General features: G+C 71.3%; 15 protein-coding genes, 1 tRNA gene and 1 pseudogene. 5 read left to right on the top strand and 12 right to left on the bottom strand.

All coding sequences use genetic code 11. The features are described from left to right. Window positions 1–125 (bottom strand): annotated as a pseudogene (locus BAW75_RS33090) (C39 family peptidase); the annotation flags it as partial. 112 nt (window positions 126–237) lie between these two features. Here BAW75_RS33090 and BAW75_RS33375 point away from each other — a divergent pair. The 4 genes from BAW75_RS33375 to BAW75_RS26305 all read left to right on the top strand — a co-directional run bounded on the left by BAW75_RS33375 (window position 238) and on the right by BAW75_RS26305 (window position 5206). Continuing rightward, window positions 238–534, top strand: coding sequence for a hypothetical protein (locus BAW75_RS33375; RefSeq protein ID WP_338109326.1), 297 nt, complete (start codon window positions 238–240; stop codon window positions 532–534). A 544-nt stretch (window positions 535–1078) separates the two neighbouring features. Further along, window positions 1079–3001, top strand: coding sequence for an Hsp70 family protein (locus tag BAW75_RS33260; RefSeq protein ID WP_104115260.1), 1923 nt, complete (start codon window positions 1079–1081; stop codon window positions 2999–3001). Window positions 3002–3781: 780 nt separating this feature from the next. Beyond that, on the top strand, window positions 3782–3991 hold the full coding sequence (locus tag BAW75_RS26310) for a helix-turn-helix transcriptional regulator (protein ID WP_104115259.1): 210 nt from the start codon (window positions 3782–3784) through the stop codon (window positions 3989–3991). Window positions 3992–3994: 3 nt separating this feature from the next. Continuing rightward, entirely contained in the window at window positions 3995–5206 is a 1212-nt protein-coding gene (locus BAW75_RS26305; RefSeq protein ID WP_104115258.1) for a tyrosine-type recombinase/integrase, read from the top strand. 114 nt (window positions 5207–5320) lie between these two features. Here the strand turns inward: BAW75_RS26305 and BAW75_RS26300 are convergent. From BAW75_RS26300 to ald, 9 genes are all read right to left on the bottom strand, one after another. Next, window positions 5321–5394: transfer RNA gene (locus BAW75_RS26300), tRNA-Pro, on the bottom strand. Between the two features lie 157 nt (window positions 5395–5551). After that, complete coding sequence (der, locus tag BAW75_RS26295; RefSeq protein ID WP_208635314.1) at window positions 5552–6934, bottom strand: ribosome biogenesis GTPase Der; 1383 nt, start codon at window positions 6932–6934, stop codon at window positions 5552–5554. A 20-nt stretch (window positions 6935–6954) separates the two neighbouring features. Further along, complete coding sequence (gene cmk, locus BAW75_RS26290; RefSeq protein ID WP_104115256.1) at window positions 6955–7635, bottom strand: (d)CMP kinase; 681 nt, start codon at window positions 7633–7635, stop codon at window positions 6955–6957. 170 nt (window positions 7636–7805) lie between these two features. Beyond that, window positions 7806–8576 carry a pseudouridine synthase gene (locus tag BAW75_RS26285; RefSeq protein ID WP_043324891.1) on the bottom strand — a complete coding sequence of 257 codons (771 nt, stop codon included), beginning with the start codon at window positions 8574–8576 and terminating at the stop codon, window positions 7806–7808. Then, window positions 8563–9879 (bottom strand): SMC-Scp complex subunit ScpB, encoded by a 1317-nt coding sequence (gene scpB / locus BAW75_RS26280; RefSeq protein WP_104115255.1) that lies wholly within the window; start codon window positions 9877–9879, stop codon window positions 8563–8565. Before scpB ends, BAW75_RS26285 begins: the two co-directional genes overlap by 14 nt. 4 nt (window positions 9880–9883) lie before the next feature. After that, window positions 9884–10891: a segregation and condensation protein A gene (locus BAW75_RS26275; RefSeq protein ID WP_104115254.1), complete on the bottom strand. Its 1008-nt coding sequence runs from the start codon at window positions 10889–10891 to the stop codon at window positions 9884–9886. 41 nt (window positions 10892–10932) lie between these two features. Beyond that, complete coding sequence (locus tag BAW75_RS26270; protein WP_013285595.1) at window positions 10933–11856, bottom strand: ParA family protein; 924 nt, start codon at window positions 11854–11856, stop codon at window positions 10933–10935. Between the two features lie 195 nt (window positions 11857–12051). Further along, window positions 12052–13023, bottom strand: a complete 972-nt coding sequence (locus BAW75_RS26265; protein WP_104115253.1) for a tyrosine recombinase — start codon at window positions 13021–13023, stop codon at window positions 12052–12054. Window positions 13024–13034: 11 nt separating this feature from the next. Next, entirely contained in the window at window positions 13035–14150 is a 1116-nt protein-coding gene (gene ald / locus BAW75_RS26260) for an alanine dehydrogenase (RefSeq protein WP_064446395.1), read from the bottom strand. A gap of 171 nt (window positions 14151–14321) precedes the next feature. Here ald and BAW75_RS26255 point away from each other — a divergent pair, with 171 nt between their 5' ends. Next, a complete protein-coding gene (locus tag BAW75_RS26255; protein ID WP_082930962.1) occupies window positions 14322–14693 on the top strand; it encodes a TM2 domain-containing protein in 372 nt (123 codons plus the stop codon). A 66-nt stretch (window positions 14694–14759) separates the two neighbouring features. Here the strand turns inward: BAW75_RS26255 and BAW75_RS26250 are convergent, their stop codons facing one another. Next, window positions 14760–15365, bottom strand: a complete 606-nt coding sequence (locus tag BAW75_RS26250; RefSeq protein WP_064446396.1) for an NUDIX domain-containing protein — start codon at window positions 15363–15365, stop codon at window positions 14760–14762. Further along, complete coding sequence (locus BAW75_RS26245) at window positions 15362–17092, bottom strand: CTP synthase (RefSeq protein ID WP_104115252.1); 1731 nt, start codon at window positions 17090–17092, stop codon at window positions 15362–15364. Before BAW75_RS26245 ends, BAW75_RS26250 begins: the two co-directional genes overlap by 4 nt. Between the last annotated feature and the right edge of the window lie 163 nt (window positions 17093–17255).

The raw sequence follows: 17255 nt of genomic DNA, 5'->3' as shown, positions 1-17255 counted from the left end.
TCCTTGTTCAGCACCGGGGTGATGTCGTTGATGGAGTTGGTGCCGGCCTCGGTGGTGCCCATCTCGCGGGCCATGGCGTGCACGTCGATGTTCTTGCCCTGCACGCTCAGCGCGTTGCGGGCGGCGGTCCGGGATGGCGGTCTGTGGGGGTTGGGCATCGGCGGGTAGGCGCAGTTCCCAGCCCGGGTAGATCAAGTCGCAGTCGCGCAGGGTGCCGCCGACCTGGGGAAAGTGGCGGTGTTTGTTCATGCGGCAGATTTCCGGCCAGCGGCCGGCGTCACCGAGCCACTGCTTGGCGATTTTCGACAGGGTGTCGTGTCGCTCGACGGTGTACAGGTAACGGGTGTTGCCGACCTGAATCAGCGCCGGCCCCTGCGCGAGAGCTTGCTGAGGAACAGCCACTGCCTCGGCCGCGTCGATGGCCGCCGGTGGTCGAACGCCGCCGGTGTTCAGTTGGCCGACGGAGGTGACGGCGATCGCCGCGGTGCCGGCCAGGCCGAACACGAGCCGGTGCAGTGGTGCGGGAAGCCGTAGCACCGGGATCCGCCATCGGGTCGCCAGCGCGATCAGCTCGGCGATCAGCAGCAGCGCGAGCACGGCCCACAACAGCCACACCGCCCACACAGCCGCGCCGGCCAGGACGGTCGAGGTGAACCGTTCGTTCGGCTGATCGAACCATGCCACCACCTGCGTCCACGACGGCCACCTCCGCAAGGGGTTCCCGTCAAGGGACACCAGCAACGTCGGTACCCCGGCCAGGAACACGGCTGTGGACACGGTGGCCCGGACTGGTCGGATCACGGAGGACACCCGCCCCGCTGTGTGGCGCGGCGGTGTCGACACGGGCGGGACGTACACCGTGGGACGCGCGTATTCGGCTAGCCGGTTGCCGCTGTCCGGGGATTGCTGCGACATCCTGTCCGTCCCCCCGCTTGGTAGATCCCTTTCCTCTCGCATACACGGCGATACCCATCGAGGGCCATCTCTTCAGGAAGGATTCTCACCATGCGCGCACAATCGATCACGGGACGAGAACGTGGTTGACGATCCACTCCCCGGTCGGGAGAGACTGCCTCGCATGCCAAGCGGGGGCACGCGACTATCGATCGATCTCACGTCGTCGGCAATCGCCGCCACCGTCGACCGCGATGGCACCCGGATCCCCGTCCTGCTCAACGGCCGCATCGTCATGCCGCACGGCATCGTGATCGACCCCGCCGGTCAACTACACCCCGGCGTCAACGGGCTGCCGGAGCCCTCGGTAGGTCACCAGTTCATCCGAGACCCGGTGGACCTCCTGCACGCGGCTGACGCCGAGCCGCCGGTGGACGCCGTACAGCTGCTCGCCGGGCAGCTGTGGCATGTGGCTGACCAGGCAGTCCGCCAAGTCGCCGTACCGGTCGCCGCTCTGACCGTGACCATCCCATCCGCTTGGGGACCACGCCGACGGGGGCATCTCACCGACGCGGCAGCCCGGGCGGGCCTGCCCGCACCGGCCATGGTCACCGCGCCAGCAGCACTCGCCGCTTACGCGACCGCCGGCCACGTCCCGGATGGCACATGTCTGCTGATCTGCGATGCCGAGCGGCGTCCAATCACGCTGACCGTCCTGCAAGCCAGCCGCGACGGGTACCAGGAACTCGCCACCCGCCAGGTGAGCCCGAGCCGCGACCTGGACCGAGACCTCGCGCAGCACCTCTTGACCCGCAACATCGCGGACGATCCCTCACACCGCACCGAAAGAGAGGCCGCACCCGAGCCAGCCGACGCGGCACTGCTGGAGTCCATCCGCCAGGCCAGGACCGCCCTCTCAACTCAGGAATGCGCACCCGTTCTCCTGCCCTCGCCCCGCCCACCGGCCGTTCTGACCCGCGACGACGTCACCGTCGCAGCGCAGCCCCTCCTCGACGATGCCGCCAATGCCGTCCAAGGCATCCTCGACGCCGCCGACATCGGCCAGCAGCACCTCAGCCACGTGATCCACCGGGAAGCCAGAGCAATCCCGGGCCTTCAGGAACGCCTCGTGGCCGTCACCGGGCACACTCCGATCGCCCTCGACGGTCACTCCCACGCCCTCGCTGACGGCGCCCTCGCGCTCACCGCAGCCCATCACCAGACAACAAGCACCGCCAACGACACCGCACTGCCACGAGTTCGGCTCCGCGTCCGTGACCTGACCAGCGCCATCATCCTCGGCGTCTGCTCGCTCACCGTGCTCCTACAGACCATCCTCACCGCGGACATCGTCACGACCTACTCCGTCCAGGTCGTCGGCGTCCGCCTCTCCCTGCCTCAACTGGGCATCGCCGGTGCCCTCACCATGCTCACCGCATTCGCCGTGGCGCACCTCGCCCCCACCACCTGGCTCGCCGGCACCACCGACGCAGCCACCACTAGACCCACCACCGGCCACCTCATCAGACGCGGATACCTCGCCGCCGCCGTCGGCGGATCAACCGCCGCCGCCCTCTACGGCCTCGCCACCGGCACCGCCGTCCAGTTCGGCTACGAGCCATACCTGAAATGGACCCTCGGCTCCGCGCTCCCCCTCGCCGCCTGCGCGGCGATCATCGCCGCCACAGCTCCCCGCATCGCGGCTCCGCAACTGTCCAACTGGCTCGCGCGCACCCCTCCGGCGGCCCTGCCCGCCGCCGTAGCCGCCACCGGCATCTGCCTCATGCGCGCGGCGATCACCCTCACCCCACCGGTCGACCTGACCGGCATGCCCGGCCTCATCGGCAGCGCCGGAGCAGCACTGCTCGGCATCGCCACCGCCCTGACCACCAGCCGAAGCCGCACCACCCGCACCATCACGGTCCCCGGCCTCGCCATCGGCTACGCCATCGTCTTCACCAGCGACACCAGCAGCGCCCTGCTGGTCGGTTACCTCGTCGCCCTCACCTGGTGGGCCGTCCAACTCGCCGCTTACACATTGCGGCTCGCCTACCCCGGCGCCGGGCAGGCATTGCGCCGACTCGCGGGCAGCAGCCACACAGCCTGACGAGTCGTCAGAGCAAACAACGGCGCCAACCCTCGGGACTCACCGCTGTCCGGCCAATGACGGCGCCACCGGCGTGAGCACCAGGCAGCGCTCCAACAGATGACGGCCCGCCGATCTCGGCGGGCCGTCCATTCAATCCAGCCAGCCTGCCGAGCCTCTCTGCTCGGCGGGCCAGCCACGCATGCCCTCTGACGCAAGGAGGTCACCGGTTCCACGCGCCCGGATATCCCAGACCACGACCAGCACCAACCCACACATCAGCCTGACCGAAAGGCAACTGACGATGAGAACACTCCAGAACTTCCCAATCTGCATCGAGATGACCGGGCGCAAAAGCACCGCGCCCCGGATCGCACGTTTCCACACCCAGCTCGGTACGGGGACGCACCGCGTCTCGCAACTGGCGAGCGAGGGCTCGACTGACGCCCTCTGCCCGCCATCCAGCCGTCCGCAGGACCAGGGGGACGCCGTCCGTCCGCGATCGACACCGAGCCTGCAATGCCTCTTCGAAGACGAGCCCAGCCCTTGGCTTGACCCCTGGGGGACACAACGGATGGATAGACGGCCACAGCTGTCAGATGCCGCACCCGCGGGTCGTAGCGACGACCCCGTTCACCCCCGGCCCCAACAACGCCGGGCCAACGAAAGGAAGCACGATCCATGCCCGCCCCGACCCCGAACCGGCCCGGAATTCAGACCACGTGCCGACGCACGCAGGCCAACTGCCAACCGCACGACGCGCCGCTGGCAGCCCGGTTCGACCGACGTCCTGGACCGGCGATGAACGGCCCCGCCGCCTCCGAATGGCGACCAGACCCACTCCTGACCATCGACGACCTCGCGGCCTGGTTGGGCAAGCCCAAGAACACCCTCTACGCCTGGCACAGCCGAGGCAAGGGCCCTCGCGCCATCCGCGTCGGCAACACCCTGCGCTACCGGCGCAACGAGGTCGAGCGCTGGCTCGAAGACCACACCGACGCGGAGCGGTGAACCATGGCCCGACCTGAACTGGCCATCGGCACCTCCGGAAAAATCCGGATCGAGAAACTCGGTCCGAAGAGATTCCGGGCACGCGCCCGGTTCCGCGACTACGACGGCATCACCCGCGACATCGAAGCCACCGACACCACCGGGCCCGCCGCCGAACGGGCCTTGAAGGTCAAACTCCGCGACCGCGCCACCCCCACCGACGACGAGATCACCCGCGAAACCCGCATCAGCGCCCTCGCCGAACTGTGGGTCGAAGAGATCACCGCCGAGGAACGCATCGCGCCACAAACCATCCACCGATACGCGACCAGCGTCCGCACCTCGATCCTGCCAGCCCTCGGCAACCTCCGAATCCGGGAAGCCAGCGTCGGACGCCTCGACCGGTTCCTGCGCGACATCGCCAAGGACCGCCCTTCAGCCGCCAAAGGCGTGAAGGTCGTACTCAGTCAGATGTTCGCTCTGGCCGTACGCCACGGCGCCATCCCCACCAACCCGGTCCGCGACACCGGCCGGCTCCGTAAACCCCGCCGCACCGTCGTCGTCCTCTCGCCTGAGCAACTCCAAGCCGTCCGCACGGCCATCCGCGAATGGCAGCGACCGATCCCTGGTAAGCCCGGGCCTCGGCACAGCGGCGACCTGGCCGACGTCGTCGACCTCATGCTCGCCACCGGCGCCCGTATCGGCGAGATCCTGGCCCTCCGCTGGGAGGACCTGGACCTCGCCGCCGAACGACCAACCCTGACGATCTGCGGAACGCTGGTCTTCATCAAGAGCCAGGGCTTCTTCCGACAGCCCTGGACCAAGAGCGACGCCGGCTACCGGAGGGTCGTCCTCCCCCGGTTCGCGGTCGGCATGCTCATGGCCCGCAAACTCACCGCCGCGGACAACCCCCACGACGCGATCTTCGCCTCCCGACGAGGCACCTGGCTCTCACCCAACAACGTCCGCCGTCAGTGGCGCCAGGCCCGCGCCGAAGCCGACCTCGACTGGGTCACCCCGCACACCTTCCGAAAGACCGTCGCCACCCTGATCAAGGAGGAGATCGATACCAAGAGCGCGGCAGCGCAACTCGGGCACTCCAGCGAGGAGGTCACCGACACCTACTACATCGCCAAGCCGGTACAAGCCCCAGACGTGTCCGGCATCCTCGAACGGCTCGGCAGCCACCCGAGCAGCCAAGGATCGTCGCCAGGAGAGAACGATGCACACCGGTGACGAACTTGGTTGCCGCACCGCGTAAACGGGGGGTTTTCGGGGGGCGGTTCAAATCTCCATCGAAGAAGATCAAAGCCCTGACCAGTGTTCCCGCTGGTCAGGGCTTTTTCTTTGTCGGGACGGCCGGATTCGAACCGACGACCCCTTGACCCCCAGTCAAGTGCGCTACCAAGCTGCGCCACGTCCCGATGCCCCCGCCAGGTCTCCCCCGCGGCAGCCGGTACAGCTTAGCGCAGGATCTTCGCACCGTGCGCAGAGGCCCCTCCCGCGCCGCGCGCCACACCCCCTAGAGCATCCTAGGAGGGTGGCGTGCGGCTGCAAAGCGGCAAGCAGGCCAGCGAGCCGTCAGCCGTGGGCCTTGCCCCGGCCGCCGGGGCCGAGCTTCTTGCGCGGGCGTACCGAGATCTCGATCGGGCTGCCCTCGAAGCCGAACTCCTCGCGGAGCTTGCGCTCGACGAAGCGCTGGTAGCCAGCGTCCAGCGGGCCGGTGGTGAACAGAACGAAGCGCGGCGGCGCCGCCCCGGCCTGGGTGGCGAACAGGATGCGCGGGGCGCGTCCGCCGCGTACCGGGTGCGGGGTGGCCTGGACCAGCGCGGTGAGCCACTGGTTGAGCTGCGCGGTCGGGATGCGCGTCTCCCAGCTCGCGAGGGCCTTGCGCAGCGCGGGTGCGAGCTTGTCGACGGCGCGGCCGGTCTTGGCAGACAGGTTCAGCCGGATCGCCCAGGGGATGCGCCGCAGCTCGCGGTCGATCTCCTTGTCCAGGTAGTAGCGGCGGTCGCCGTCGACCAGGTCCCACTTGTTGAACGCGATGACCAGCGCCCGGCCGGACTCGACGACCATGGTGAGGATCCGCTGGTCCTGCTCGCTGATCACCTCGCTGGAGTCGATCAGCACCACGGCGACCTCGGCCGCCTCGATCGCCGAGGCGGTACGCAGGCTGGCGTAGTACTCGGTGCCGCTGGCCTTGCCGACGCGCTTGCGCAGACCGGCGGTGTCGACCAGCTGCCAGGTCTCGCCGCCGATCTCGACCAGGCTGTCGACCGGGTCCACTGTGGTGCCGGCGACCGAGTCGACCACCGCCCGCTCCTCGCCGGAGAAGCGGTTGAGCAGGCTGGACTTACCGACGTTGGGGCGGCCCACCAGCGCCACCCGGCGTGGGCCGCGCGGCCGGTTCTCCACGATCGCGGGCGCCTCGGGCAGCGCGTCGAGGATGGCGTCGAGCAGGTCGCCGGAGCCGCGGCCGTGCAGCGCCGAGATCGGGAACGGCTCACCGAGGCCGAGCGACCACAGCGAGGTCGCCTCCATCTCGATGGTGGTGTTGTCGGCCTTGTTGGCGATGAGGATCACCGGCTTGGCGCTGCGGCGCAGCATCTTCAACGCGGCCTCGTCCACGTCGGTGGCGCCGACCATGGCGTCCACCACGAACAGCACCACGTCGGCGGTCGCCACCGCGGTCTCGGCCTGGGCGGCGATGGCCGCGGCCCGGTCCTTGGCGTCGGGCTCCCAGCCGCCGGTGTCCACCACCGTGAACGCCCGGCCGTTCCACTGCGCGTCGTAGGGCACGCGGTCCCGGGTCACGCCGGGGATGTCCTCAACCACGGCCTGCCGGCGGCCGATGATGCGGTTGACGAGCGTGGACTTGCCCACATTGGGGCGGCCGACCACGGCCACCACGGGCTGCGGGCCGGCCGGCTCACCGGAGTCGACCTCCGGCTCGCGCAGCTCCACCCAGCCTTCGAAATCCTGGCTCACGCGGCACCCCGCTCCGTGAGCATCTCGCGCAGGCGGGCCACTACCTCGTCGATGCCCAGCTCGGTGGTGTCCAGCACAACCGCGTCGGGGGCCTGCTGCAGCGGGTTGACCTTGCGGGTCGAGTCGAGGCGGTCCCGGCGGGCGCGGTCCGCGGCGGTCGCCGCGACGTCGGCGGCGTCCTCGGCGCTGCGCCGCTTCGCGCGCGCCGCCTCGGAGGCGGTCAGGTACACCTTCAGGTCCGCGTCCGGCGCGACCACCGAGCCGATGTCCCGGCCTTCGACCACGATCCGGCCCGCGTCGGCGATCACCCGCCGCTGCCGGTCCACCAGCAGCTCGCGTACGGCGGCGACGGCGGCCACCGCGGACAGGTCGGCGGTCACCTCGGCGCCGCGGATGGCGGTGGACACGTCGGTGCCGTCGACTGTCACGGCGTACCCCTGGGGGTCAGTGCCGATGCGCAGGTCGGCCTCGGCGGCGACCTTGGCCACCGACTCGGCGTCGGTGAGTTCCACGCCGGAGCGCAGGACTGCCCAGGTCAGCGCCCGGTACATGGCGCCGGTGTCGAGGTAGCGGGCGCCGAGGCCCGCGGCGAGCCGCCGCGACACGGTGGACTTCCCCGAACCGGACGGCCCGTCCACAGCGACCACACATCGCCCGGCCGGTACGTTCTCCTCCACCGTTGTCCTCCTCAGCCCGTACCTCGCGGGTCACCCGGATTCCCGGGCGCCGTTGAGCGGATGGTTCTGTCGTCAATCATGCCCGCGCCGCGCGGGCGTCCCGCCGGGCGGCACGCGCCGGCCCGCGGACCGCGTCGAAGCCTACCGGCAGCCGTACCCCGATCGGCGGGTCAGTCACCCACGGCCTTGAACAGGGCGGCGACCTCCGCGTTCGTCAGCCGCCGCAGCCGCCCGGTGCGCAGGTCGCCGAGCTTGATCGGACCGATCGAGGTACGGATCAGGCGGGACACCGGGTGTCCCACCTCGGCCATCAGGCGCCGGACGATGTGTTTGCGCCCCTCGTGCAGGGTCAGCTCCACCTGGGCGGTTTTGCCGAGCGTGTCGACCAGCTTGAACCCGTCGACCTTCACCGGCCCGTCCTCCAGCTCGACGCCGGCGGCGAGGCGCTTGCCCAGGTTGCGCGGGATCGGCCCGGCCACCTCGGCGAGGTAGGTCTTGAGCACCTCGTACGACGGGTGCATGAGCTTGTGGGCGAGGGTGCCGTCGTTGGTGAGCAGGAGCAGGCCCTCGCTGTCGGCGTCCAGTCGCCCGACGTGGTAGACCCGCTGCTCCAGCCGCGCGCCGATGAAGTCGGCGAGCTCGGTGCGGCCCTTCTCGTCAGCCATGGTGGTGACCACGCCGCGCGGCTTGTTCATCGCCACGTAGACCAGGCGGACGTCGGCCTGGAGCCGCTCCCCGTCGACGACGATCACGTCGCGGGCCGGGTCGGCCTTGTCGCCGAGCTGCGCCACCCGCCCGTTCACGGTGACCCGGCGCCGGAAGATCAGGTCTTCACAGGCGCGCCGGGAACCCACCCCCGCGGCGGCGAGCACCTTCTGCAGGCGCTCGGCGCCCTCGTACACGGGGGCGTCGGGCTTCGGGGCACGGTCATCGCGTCGCATCGGCAAGCTCTTCTACGTCGTCGGGAAGGAACGGGGCCAGCGGCGGCAGGTCGTCCACCGAGTTCAGCCCCAGCTTCTCCAGGAACATGGTGGTGGTCCGGTAGAGGTAGGCGCCGCTGTCCGCTTCGGTGCCGCACTCCTCGACCAGGCCGCGACCCACCAGGGTACGGAGCACCCCGTCGCAGTTGACACCCCGGATGGCCGAGATGCGCGAACGGGTCACCGGCTGCCGGTAGGCGACCACGGCGAGGGTCTCCAGCGCGGCCTGGGTCAGCCGCACGGACTGCCCGTCCAGTACGAACCGCTCGACGTAGGTGGCGTATTCCGGCCGGGTGTAGAGACGCCAGCCACCCGCCGCCCGGCGCAGGTCGAACCCGTGCCCGGCGGCGGTGTACCCGGCAGCGATCTCGTCGAGCATCGCGCCGACCCGTTCCGGCGCCTGTTCGAGGACCTCGGCCAGGACCAGTTCGCTGACCGGCTGGTCCACCACCAGCAGGATCGCCTCCAGGGCGCCGCGCAGCTCCGCGTCGTCCAGGACCGGCGCGGGCGGCGGTTCCGGCGCGGCCCGTCGGCGTCCCCGCTTCTGGGGTACGCCGCCCGCCGCTCCGCCACTCGCCCGGTCCCCCGGTTCCTGCGCGGCCGCGTCGGCGTCCCGCCCAGCGGTGTCGGCGTCCCGCCCAGCGGTGTCGGCGTCTCGCCGGCCGTCGTCGCCGTGCCCGGCCTCGTCTTCGTCGTCTCGGCTGGCGTCGGAGCTGACGAAGTCGACGGCGGCTGGCGGGTCGACGCCGCCCCCGGCCTCGGTGCTCGCGCCGGAGCCGGTTGCCGGAGCGACGCCGGTGTCGATCGCCGGGCCGCTGCCGGAGCCGGAGTCGGTGCCGGTTGCCGGGTAGATGCCGGGGTTCGGGGCGACGTCGGAGCTGGTTGCCTGTTCGACTGCAGGGTCAATGTCGTCAACGGTGGCCGGACCGGCATCGGCGTCGGCATCGGCATCGGCATCGGCCGAAGGCTCGATGCGCTCGTCAGCGTCGGCCGTCGAGCTTTCACCCGAGATCTTGGTACGCTCCCGCCCCTCAGAGGGCGCCTCCGTACCAAGATCCGACGTGGTTTCGGCGATCTTGGAAGGAAACGGCCCCTGGAGGGGCCCTTGGCTTCCAAGATCTGTGGGCGGCTCGGGTGCCGAGTCGGCGGTTTCGGACGAATCACTACTTTTCGGGTCGGGTTTGGGCGCGGACGGGCGCTGCCACGGGGGGATCCAGGCGGCGGCCTGGTCGGCCAGCGAGTCGCGGCGTTCCTCGTCGCTCATCCGTTCACTCCTGCGTCGGTGCGGGTTCGTCCGCCGCCTCGGCGGGCACGGCGGCGTCAGCGGATGCGGCAGCGTCGGCCGATGTGCCGTCGCCAGGCCCGGCGGCGGGGGTGGGCTCGGGGTTGCCGGCGTACTCGTCGACTGTCAGCTCGGCCTCGCCGTCGACCGGGCCGGTCCAGCGAACGGTCAACTCCTCCAGCGCCTGCTCCTGCACGAACGCCACGAGACCCTGCCGGTACAGCTCCAGCAGCGCCAGGAACCGGGCCACCACCTCGAGCGTCATCTCACAGTCGGCGCAGAGCAGCGAGAACGTGGCGATCCCGGCGCGGCGCAGCCGGTCGGCGATGATGCCGGCGTGTTCGCGGACGCTGACCCGGACCATGTGCACGTGCGCGATGGACACCTCGGGCACCGGTTTCGGGCTCATCGCCTTGACCGCGAGCTTGCGCAGCCGCTCGGGACCGATGCCGAGCACCAGGTCGGGCAGCGCCTCGGCGTACCGGGGTTCGAGCGTGACCGCCCTCGGGTAGCGCCGTCCGCCGACCGCCTCCAGCTCGGCGATGTGCGCGGCGGCCTCCTTGTACGCCTTGTACTGCAGCAGCCGCGCGAACAGCAGGTCCCGCGCCTCCAGCAGCGCCAGGTCCTCCTCGTCCTCCACCTCGGCGGAGGGCAGCAGCCGGGCCGCCTTGAGGTCGAGCAGGGTGGCGGCGACGAGCAGGAACTCGCTGGTCTCGTCCAGGTCCCACTGGTCGCCCATCGCCCGCAGGTACGCGATGAACTCGTCGGTGACCTTGTGCAGCGCGACCTCGGTGACGTCCAGCTTGTGCTTGCTGATCAGCTGGAGCAGCAGGTCGAACGGGCCGGTGAAGTTGTCCAGCCGGACGGTGAAGCCACTGGTCTGCTCGCCGGTGCCCGCGTCGGCGGGCACCACACCGTCGACCTCGGCGGCCAGCTCCGCGGCTACGGCGGGGTCGCCGGCGCCGTGTGGCGGGTCGAGGGGCGGTGCGGTCACCGGGAAACCGTAGACGACGCGGCGGGCGGCCGGCGTGCGCCCTACCGGTCCGCCTGGGCGGCGATGACCTCCCGGGCCAGCTGCCGGTAGTTGCGCGCGCCGGAGGAGGCCGGGTCGAGGGTGGTGATCGGGGCGCCGGCCACGGTGGACTCGGGGAACTTCACCGTCTTGGTGATGACGGTCTGGTAGACCTTGTCGCCGAACGCCTCGACCACCCGCTGCAGCACCTGGCGGCAGTGGGTGGTGCGGCTGTCGTACATGGTGGCGAGGATGCCTTCGAGCTCCAGGTCGAAGTTGAGCCGCTCGCGCACCTTGTCGATGGTGTCCAGCAGCAGCGCGACACCGCGCAGGCTGAAGAACTCGCACTCCAGCGGGATGAGCACGCCGTGCGCGACGGTGAGCGCGTTGATCGCCAGCAGGCCCAGTGAGGGCTGGCAGTCGATCAGGATGAAGTCGTACTCCTTGCGGATGGTGCGCAGCACCCGCGCCAGGGCCATCTCCCGGGCGACCTCGTTGACGAGCTGGATCTCGGCGGCGGAGAGGTCGATGTTGGCGGGTAGCAGGTGCAGCCCGGCCACGTCGGTCTTGATCAGGACGTCCTCGGCGGTGACGTCGTCCTGCATCAGCAGGTTGTAGACCGACAGGTCCAGGTTGTGCGGGTTGACGCCCAGCCCGACGGAGAGGGCGCCCTGCGGGTCGAAGTCGACGAGCAGCACCTTGCGGCCGTACTCGGCCAGGGCCGCGCCCAGGTTGATGGTCGTCGTGGTCTTGCCGACGCCGCCCTTCTGGTTGGCCATCGCGATGATCCGCGCCGGGCCGTGCCGGTCGGTCGGCATGGGTTCGGGGATCGGCTTGCGCATGGTGTACGCGGCCGGGTCGGCGGGGCCGAGATCGGCGCCGAGCGTCGCCTGCTGCTCACGGAGCTCCGACGTCCAGGTCTCGGCACGGTCACCGTTTCCTGCCATGTCCTCGTTGCCCCCTCCCGACGACCACCCGGCGTCGGAGCCGTCCGACGTCCCTCGCGGCGCCGCTGCGCACCCCCGGTCCGTCGCACCTGGAGGCCCGCGCCGATGCCGACTGTACGCCACCGGCCAGCAGCACGTTCGGTAGCGGGTCGGCGTGTCGGCGGCCCGTCGGCCAGGCCCGGCCACGCCGGCGACTCAGCGGGCACGCGGATGCGCTGTCGCGTACACCTCGCGCAGTCGTTCCACGGTGACCAGTGTGTAGACCTGGGTGGTGGTCACCGACGCGTGGCCGAGCAGTTCCTGCACCACGCGCACGTCCGCGCCGCCGTCGAGCAGGTGCGTGGCGTACGAGTGGCGCAGCGTGTGCGGGGAGACCGCGTCGGGGCCGTCGACCGGCAGGCCGGCCCGGGCGGCGGCGGCGCGCAGCACGGCCCAGGCGCCCTGCCGGGTGAGCGGGCCGCCGCGGGCGTTGACGAACACCGCGTGGGCGCCGCGTCCGGCCGCGAGCAGCGCCGGGCGGCCCCGGACCAGCCAGGCGCGCAGCGCGTCGGCCGCGTACCCGCCGACCGGGACCAGCCGGGTCCGGCCGCCCTTGCCGCGCAGCAGCACGGTTCCGGCGTCCAGGTCGAGGTCGTCGACGGCGGCGCCGACCGCCTCGGAGATGCGCGCGCCGGTGCCGTACAGGAATTCCAGCAGCGCCCGGTCGCGCAGCGCGCGGGCGGCGGCGTCGCCGGCGCCGTCGGCCGGGCCGGCGGCCTCCAGCAGCCGCAGGACCGCGTCGACGGGCAGCGCCCGGGGCAGGCGGCGCGGTGGCGCGGGCGGGCGGACGTCGCGGCTGGGGTCGGCGCCGGTGAGCCCTTCGCGCAGCGCGAAGCGGTGCAGGCCGCGTACCGCGCTGGCGGCGCGGGCGGCGGAGGAGACGGCGAGCGGCGGGTGGTCGTCGTCGCCGGCGCGCAGCCGGGCCAGGTGGGCCTCGACCTGCGCGGGCCCGGCGGCGGCCAGGTCGGTAACCCCGGCCGCGGCCAGCGTGGCCAGGTAGCGGTCCAGGTCCCGGCGGTACGAGGCGAGCGTGTTCGCGGACAGCCCGCGCTCGACGGTGAGGTGGTCCAGGTACGTGCGGACCGCACGGCGCAGGGCCGGCGCGGGTTCCGCGCCGGCCGCGCGCACGGCGGCGTCGGTCAGCTCAGCACCTCGTCCAGCGGCAGCACGTCCATGCCGTGCGCCTCGGCGACCGGGCCGTAGACGACCTTGCCGGCGTGGGTGTTCAAGCCCAGTGCCAGCGCCGGGTCGTTGCGCAGCGCCGCCTGCCAGCCCTGGTTGGCCAGTTCGAGGGCGTACGGCAGGGTGACGTTGGTCAGCGCGTAGGTGCTGGTGTTCGGCACCGCGCCGGGCATGTTCGCCACGCAGTAGAAGATCGAGTCGTGGACCTTGTAGACCGGGTCGGCGTGCGTGGTCGGGCGCGAGTCCTCGAAGCAGCCGCCCTGGTCGATGGCGATGTCGACGAGCACGCTGCCCGGCTTCATCCGGGAGACCAGCTCGTTGGAGATGAGCTTCGGGGCCTTCGCGCCGGGCACCAGCACCGCGCCGATGACCAGGTCCGCGTCGAGCACTGCCCGCTCGATCTCGTACGCGTTTGAGGCGACGGTCTGCAGGTGGCCCCGGTAGATGGCGTCGGCGGAGCGCAGCCGGGCCACGTTCTTGTCCAGCAGCAGCACCTCGGACTGCAGGCCCAGCGCGATGGCGGCGGCGTTGAGGCCGGACACGCCCGCGCCGATGACCACGGTCTTGGCCGCGTACACGCCGGAGACGCCGCCGGGCAGCACGCCCCGCCCGCCGCCGGTGCGCATCATGTAGAAGGCGCCCACCTGGGGGGCGAGCCGGCCGGCCACCTCGGACATCGGGGCGAGCAGCGGCAGCGACCGGTCGGGCAGCTCGACCGTCTCGTACGCGATGCCGGTGACCTTGCGGTCGACCAGCGCGTCGGTGCACTCGCGGGAGGCGGCCAGGTGCAGGTACGTGAAGAGCACCTGTCCCTCGCGCATCCGGTGGTACTCCTCGGCGATCGGCTCCTTCACCTTGAGGACCAGCTCGGCGGTGTCCCACACCTCGTCGGCGGTGGCCAGGATCTTCGCACCGGCGGCGGCGAACTCGTCGTCGGTGATGCTGGAGCCGACGCCGGCGCCGGCCTCGACGAAGACCTCGTGGCCGTGGCGGGTGAACTCGTTGACGCCCGCGGGCGTGATCGCCACCCGGTACTCGTGGTTCTTGACCTCGCGGGGGATTCCGACCTTCACGATGCAGACACCTTCCTCCGGGGCTGCTCACCCCCGACTGCGCGGCGCTGCGCCGGCTCCGTTGCCGGCGCGGTACACCGGTCCCGCCGGCGGCAGTCTAGAGCCGTGGGAAGCCCACGGACGGCGACACTGTGACATCCGGTGCCCGCTGGTGCTGACGGTGTGTCAGGCATGGGCCAGGCTGGCCGGTGGAGACGTCATCAGCCGACAGGACAGAGTTCGGTAAATATCCTTCCACGACCGGGGTGCCGGGGCCGACAGGACGCGAGTCGATCACTATTGTGTCCGCTCATGACCACTCCTTACCAGCAGTACCCGCAGGGCGTCTCGGACAAGAGCAAGGTCGTCGCGGGTGTGCTCCAGATCCTCCTCGGCGGCTTCGGCATCGGCCGGTTCTACATGGGCGACACCAAGACCGGTGTCATCCAGCTCATCGTCACGCTCGTGACGTGCGGCATCGGCGCGATCTGGGGCCTCGTCGACGGCATCCTGATCCTCGTCAACGGCGGTGTCGACGGGCAGGGCCGCCCGCTGCGCGACTGACCACCGCAACGGAAAGGGGCCGCCCGGCGCACAGCGCCGCGCGGCCCCTTCGTCGTCGGTTCCCGATCAGCGCGGCAGCGGCGCCTCCGGCCGGCGCAGCTCGGTGAAGCCGGTCTCCCGGGCGCGGGCCGCGGCGAGCAGCCCGGCCACGCAGGACGCGTTGGTGATCTCACCGGCCAGCACCATCCGCACCGCCTCGTCCAGGTCCACGCGGACCACCTGGAGGTCGGCCTCCTCGTCGTGCCGGTCGTGCCGCTGCTCCGCCGGCACCTCGGCCAGCTCGCGGGCCAGGAACACCCGGACCATCTCGTCGGAGAAGCCGGGCGAGCTGTGCAGGTCCACGAGCACGTCCACGCGCGCCGCGGTCAGGTCGGCCTCCTCGGCCAGCTCCCGCAGCGCCGCGGCGGCCAGGTCCTCGCCGCCGACGTCCATCAGCCCGGCGGGCAGCTCCCACAGGTGCCGGCCGACCGGGTGCCGGTACTGGCGGATCAGCACCACCTGACCGGCGTCGTCGAGCGCCACCACGGCGACCGCGCCGACGTGCCGCACGTAGTCCCGGGTCGCCTCGCCGCCACCGGGCATGGTGACGTCGTCGCTGACCACGGAGAAGATCCGGCCGGACCAGATCTGGCGGCGCGCGGTCACCTCGTACCGGTGCTCGACGCCGCTCACTTGGCCTGGGCCTTGGCGCCGCCGCCGCGGCCGGCCTTCTTCGCCGCGCCGTCCAGGTCCACCGGCAGCTGGTCGGCCTGCGAGTACGCCACGGCGGCGCCGACGAACGCGGCGAACAGCGGGTGCGGGCGGGTGGGGCGGCTCTTCAGCTCCGGGTGCGCCTGGGTGGCCACGAAGAACGGGTGCAGGTTGCGGTCCAGCTCGACGAACTCCACGAGCCGCCCGTCCGGCGAGGTGCCGGAGATCGTCAGCCCCGCCTTGGTGAGCTGGTCCCGGTAGGCGTTGTTCACCTCGTACCGGTGGCGGTGCCGCTCGCTGACCTCGGTGCTGCCGTACGCCTCGGCGACGATCGACCCCTCGGCGAGCTTCGCCGGGTACGCCCCGAGCCGCATGGTGCCGCCGAGGTCGCCGCGGCCGGCCACGATGTCCTCCTGGTCGGCCATGGTGGCGATGACCGGGTGCACGGCCTCCTCGTCGAATTCGAGCGAGTTCGCGCCGTCGAGGTTGGCCAGGTGACGGGCCACCTCGATGGTCATGCACTGCAGGCCGAGGCAGAGGCCGAGCAGCGGGATGCCGTTCTCCCGCGCGTACCGGGCGGTGCCGACCTTGCCCTCGATGCCGCGTACGCCGAAGCCGCCGGGGATGACGATGCCGTCGACGCCGGACAGCGCGGCGGCCGCGCCGGCCGCTGTCACGCAGTCGTCGCTGGGCACCCACTTGAGCTTCACCCGGGCGCGGTGGCCGAACCCGGCCGCCCGGATCGCCTCGCTCACCGACAGGTACGCGTCGGGCAGGTCGACGTACTTGCCGACGAGCGCGACGGTGATCGTGTGCCGCGGCTGGTCGACCCGGTCCAGCAGGTCGTCCCAGCGGGTCCAGTCGACGTCGCGGAACGACAGGCCGAGCCGGCGCACCACGTACGCGTCGAGGCCCTCCCGGTGCAGCACCTTCGGGATGTCGTAGATGCTCGGCGCGTCCGGGGCGGCGGTGACCGCCTCCCGGTCGACGTCGCAGTACAGCGACAGCTTCTCCTTGACCTTGTCCGGGATCTCCCGGTCGCAGCGCAGCACCAGCGCGTCGGGCTGGATGCCGATGCTGCGCAGCTGCGCCACCGAGTGCTGGGTCGGCTTGGTCTTCAGCTCGCCCGACGGCGCCAGGTACGGCACCAGCGACACGTGCAGGTAGAAGCAGTTGTCCCGGCCCAGGTCGTGGCGGATCTGCCGGATCGACTCCAGGAACGGCAGCGACTCGATGTCGCCGACGGTGCCGCCGACCTCGGTGATCACCACGTCGGGCACCTGGCCGTCGGCGTCCGGGTCGGCCATGCCGCGGATGCGGGCCTTGATCTCGTTGGTGATGTGCGGGATGACCTGCACCGTGTCGCCGAGGTACTCCCCGCGCCGCTCCTTGGCGATCACCGCCGAGTAGATCTGGCCGGTGGTGACGTTCGCCTTGCCGGAGAGGTCCCGGTCGAGGAACCGCTCGTAGTGCCCGACGTCGAGGTCGGTCTCGGCGCCGTCCTCGGTGACGAAGACCTCGCCGTGCTGGAACGGGTTCATCGTCCCGGGGTCGACGTTCAGGTACGGGTCGAGCTTCTGCATCACCACGCGCAGTCCGCGCGCGGTCAGCAGACTGCCGAGGCTGGAGGCGGTGAGGCCCTTACCCAGCGAGGAGGCGACGCCCCCGGTGACGAAAATGTGCCTGGTCGTCCGTGCTGTAGGGGCCAAGGCCTGCTCCCGTGTCGTCCGTAGCGGTCGTGCGAACCGCCGTGCCGATCAGACAAGTGATCACGCGATCCACGGGATTCCACGGTAACACCATCCGGACCGTGAGCCGGCGTCGCACCCGCTGTCGGCGCACGTGGGGCCCGTGCCGGCCCTCGTGCGGCGC

It is taken from the genome of Micromonospora chalcea, assembly GCF_002926165.1.
Lineage (GTDB): Bacteria > Actinomycetota > Actinomycetes > Mycobacteriales > Micromonosporaceae > Micromonospora > Micromonospora chalcea.
This window is presented reverse-complemented; position numbering and strand designations above follow the sequence as displayed.

Excerpts from the sequence above, each read along its gene's own strand:
- BAW75_RS26255 (WP_082930962.1), top strand. The coding sequence starts at position 14,322 with ATGGGCCAGGCTGGCCGGTGGAGACGTCATCAGCCGACAGGACAGAGT.
- scpB (WP_104115255.1), bottom strand. The coding sequence starts at position 9,879 with ATGAGCGACGAGGAACGCCGCGACTCGCTGGCCGACCAGGCCGCCGCC.
- BAW75_RS26310 (WP_104115259.1), top strand. The coding sequence starts at position 3,782 with ATGAACGGCCCCGCCGCCTCCGAATGGCGACCAGACCCACTCCTGACC.
- BAW75_RS26270 (WP_013285595.1), bottom strand. The coding sequence starts at position 11,856 with ATGGCAGGAAACGGTGACCGTGCCGAGACCTGGACGTCGGAGCTCCGT.
- BAW75_RS26285 (WP_043324891.1), bottom strand. The coding sequence starts at position 8,576 with ATGCGACGCGATGACCGTGCCCCGAAGCCCGACGCCCCCGTGTACGAG.
- BAW75_RS26305 (WP_104115258.1), top strand. The coding sequence starts at position 3,995 with ATGGCCCGACCTGAACTGGCCATCGGCACCTCCGGAAAAATCCGGATC.
- BAW75_RS33260 (WP_104115260.1), top strand. The coding sequence starts at position 1,079 with ATGCCAAGCGGGGGCACGCGACTATCGATCGATCTCACGTCGTCGGCA.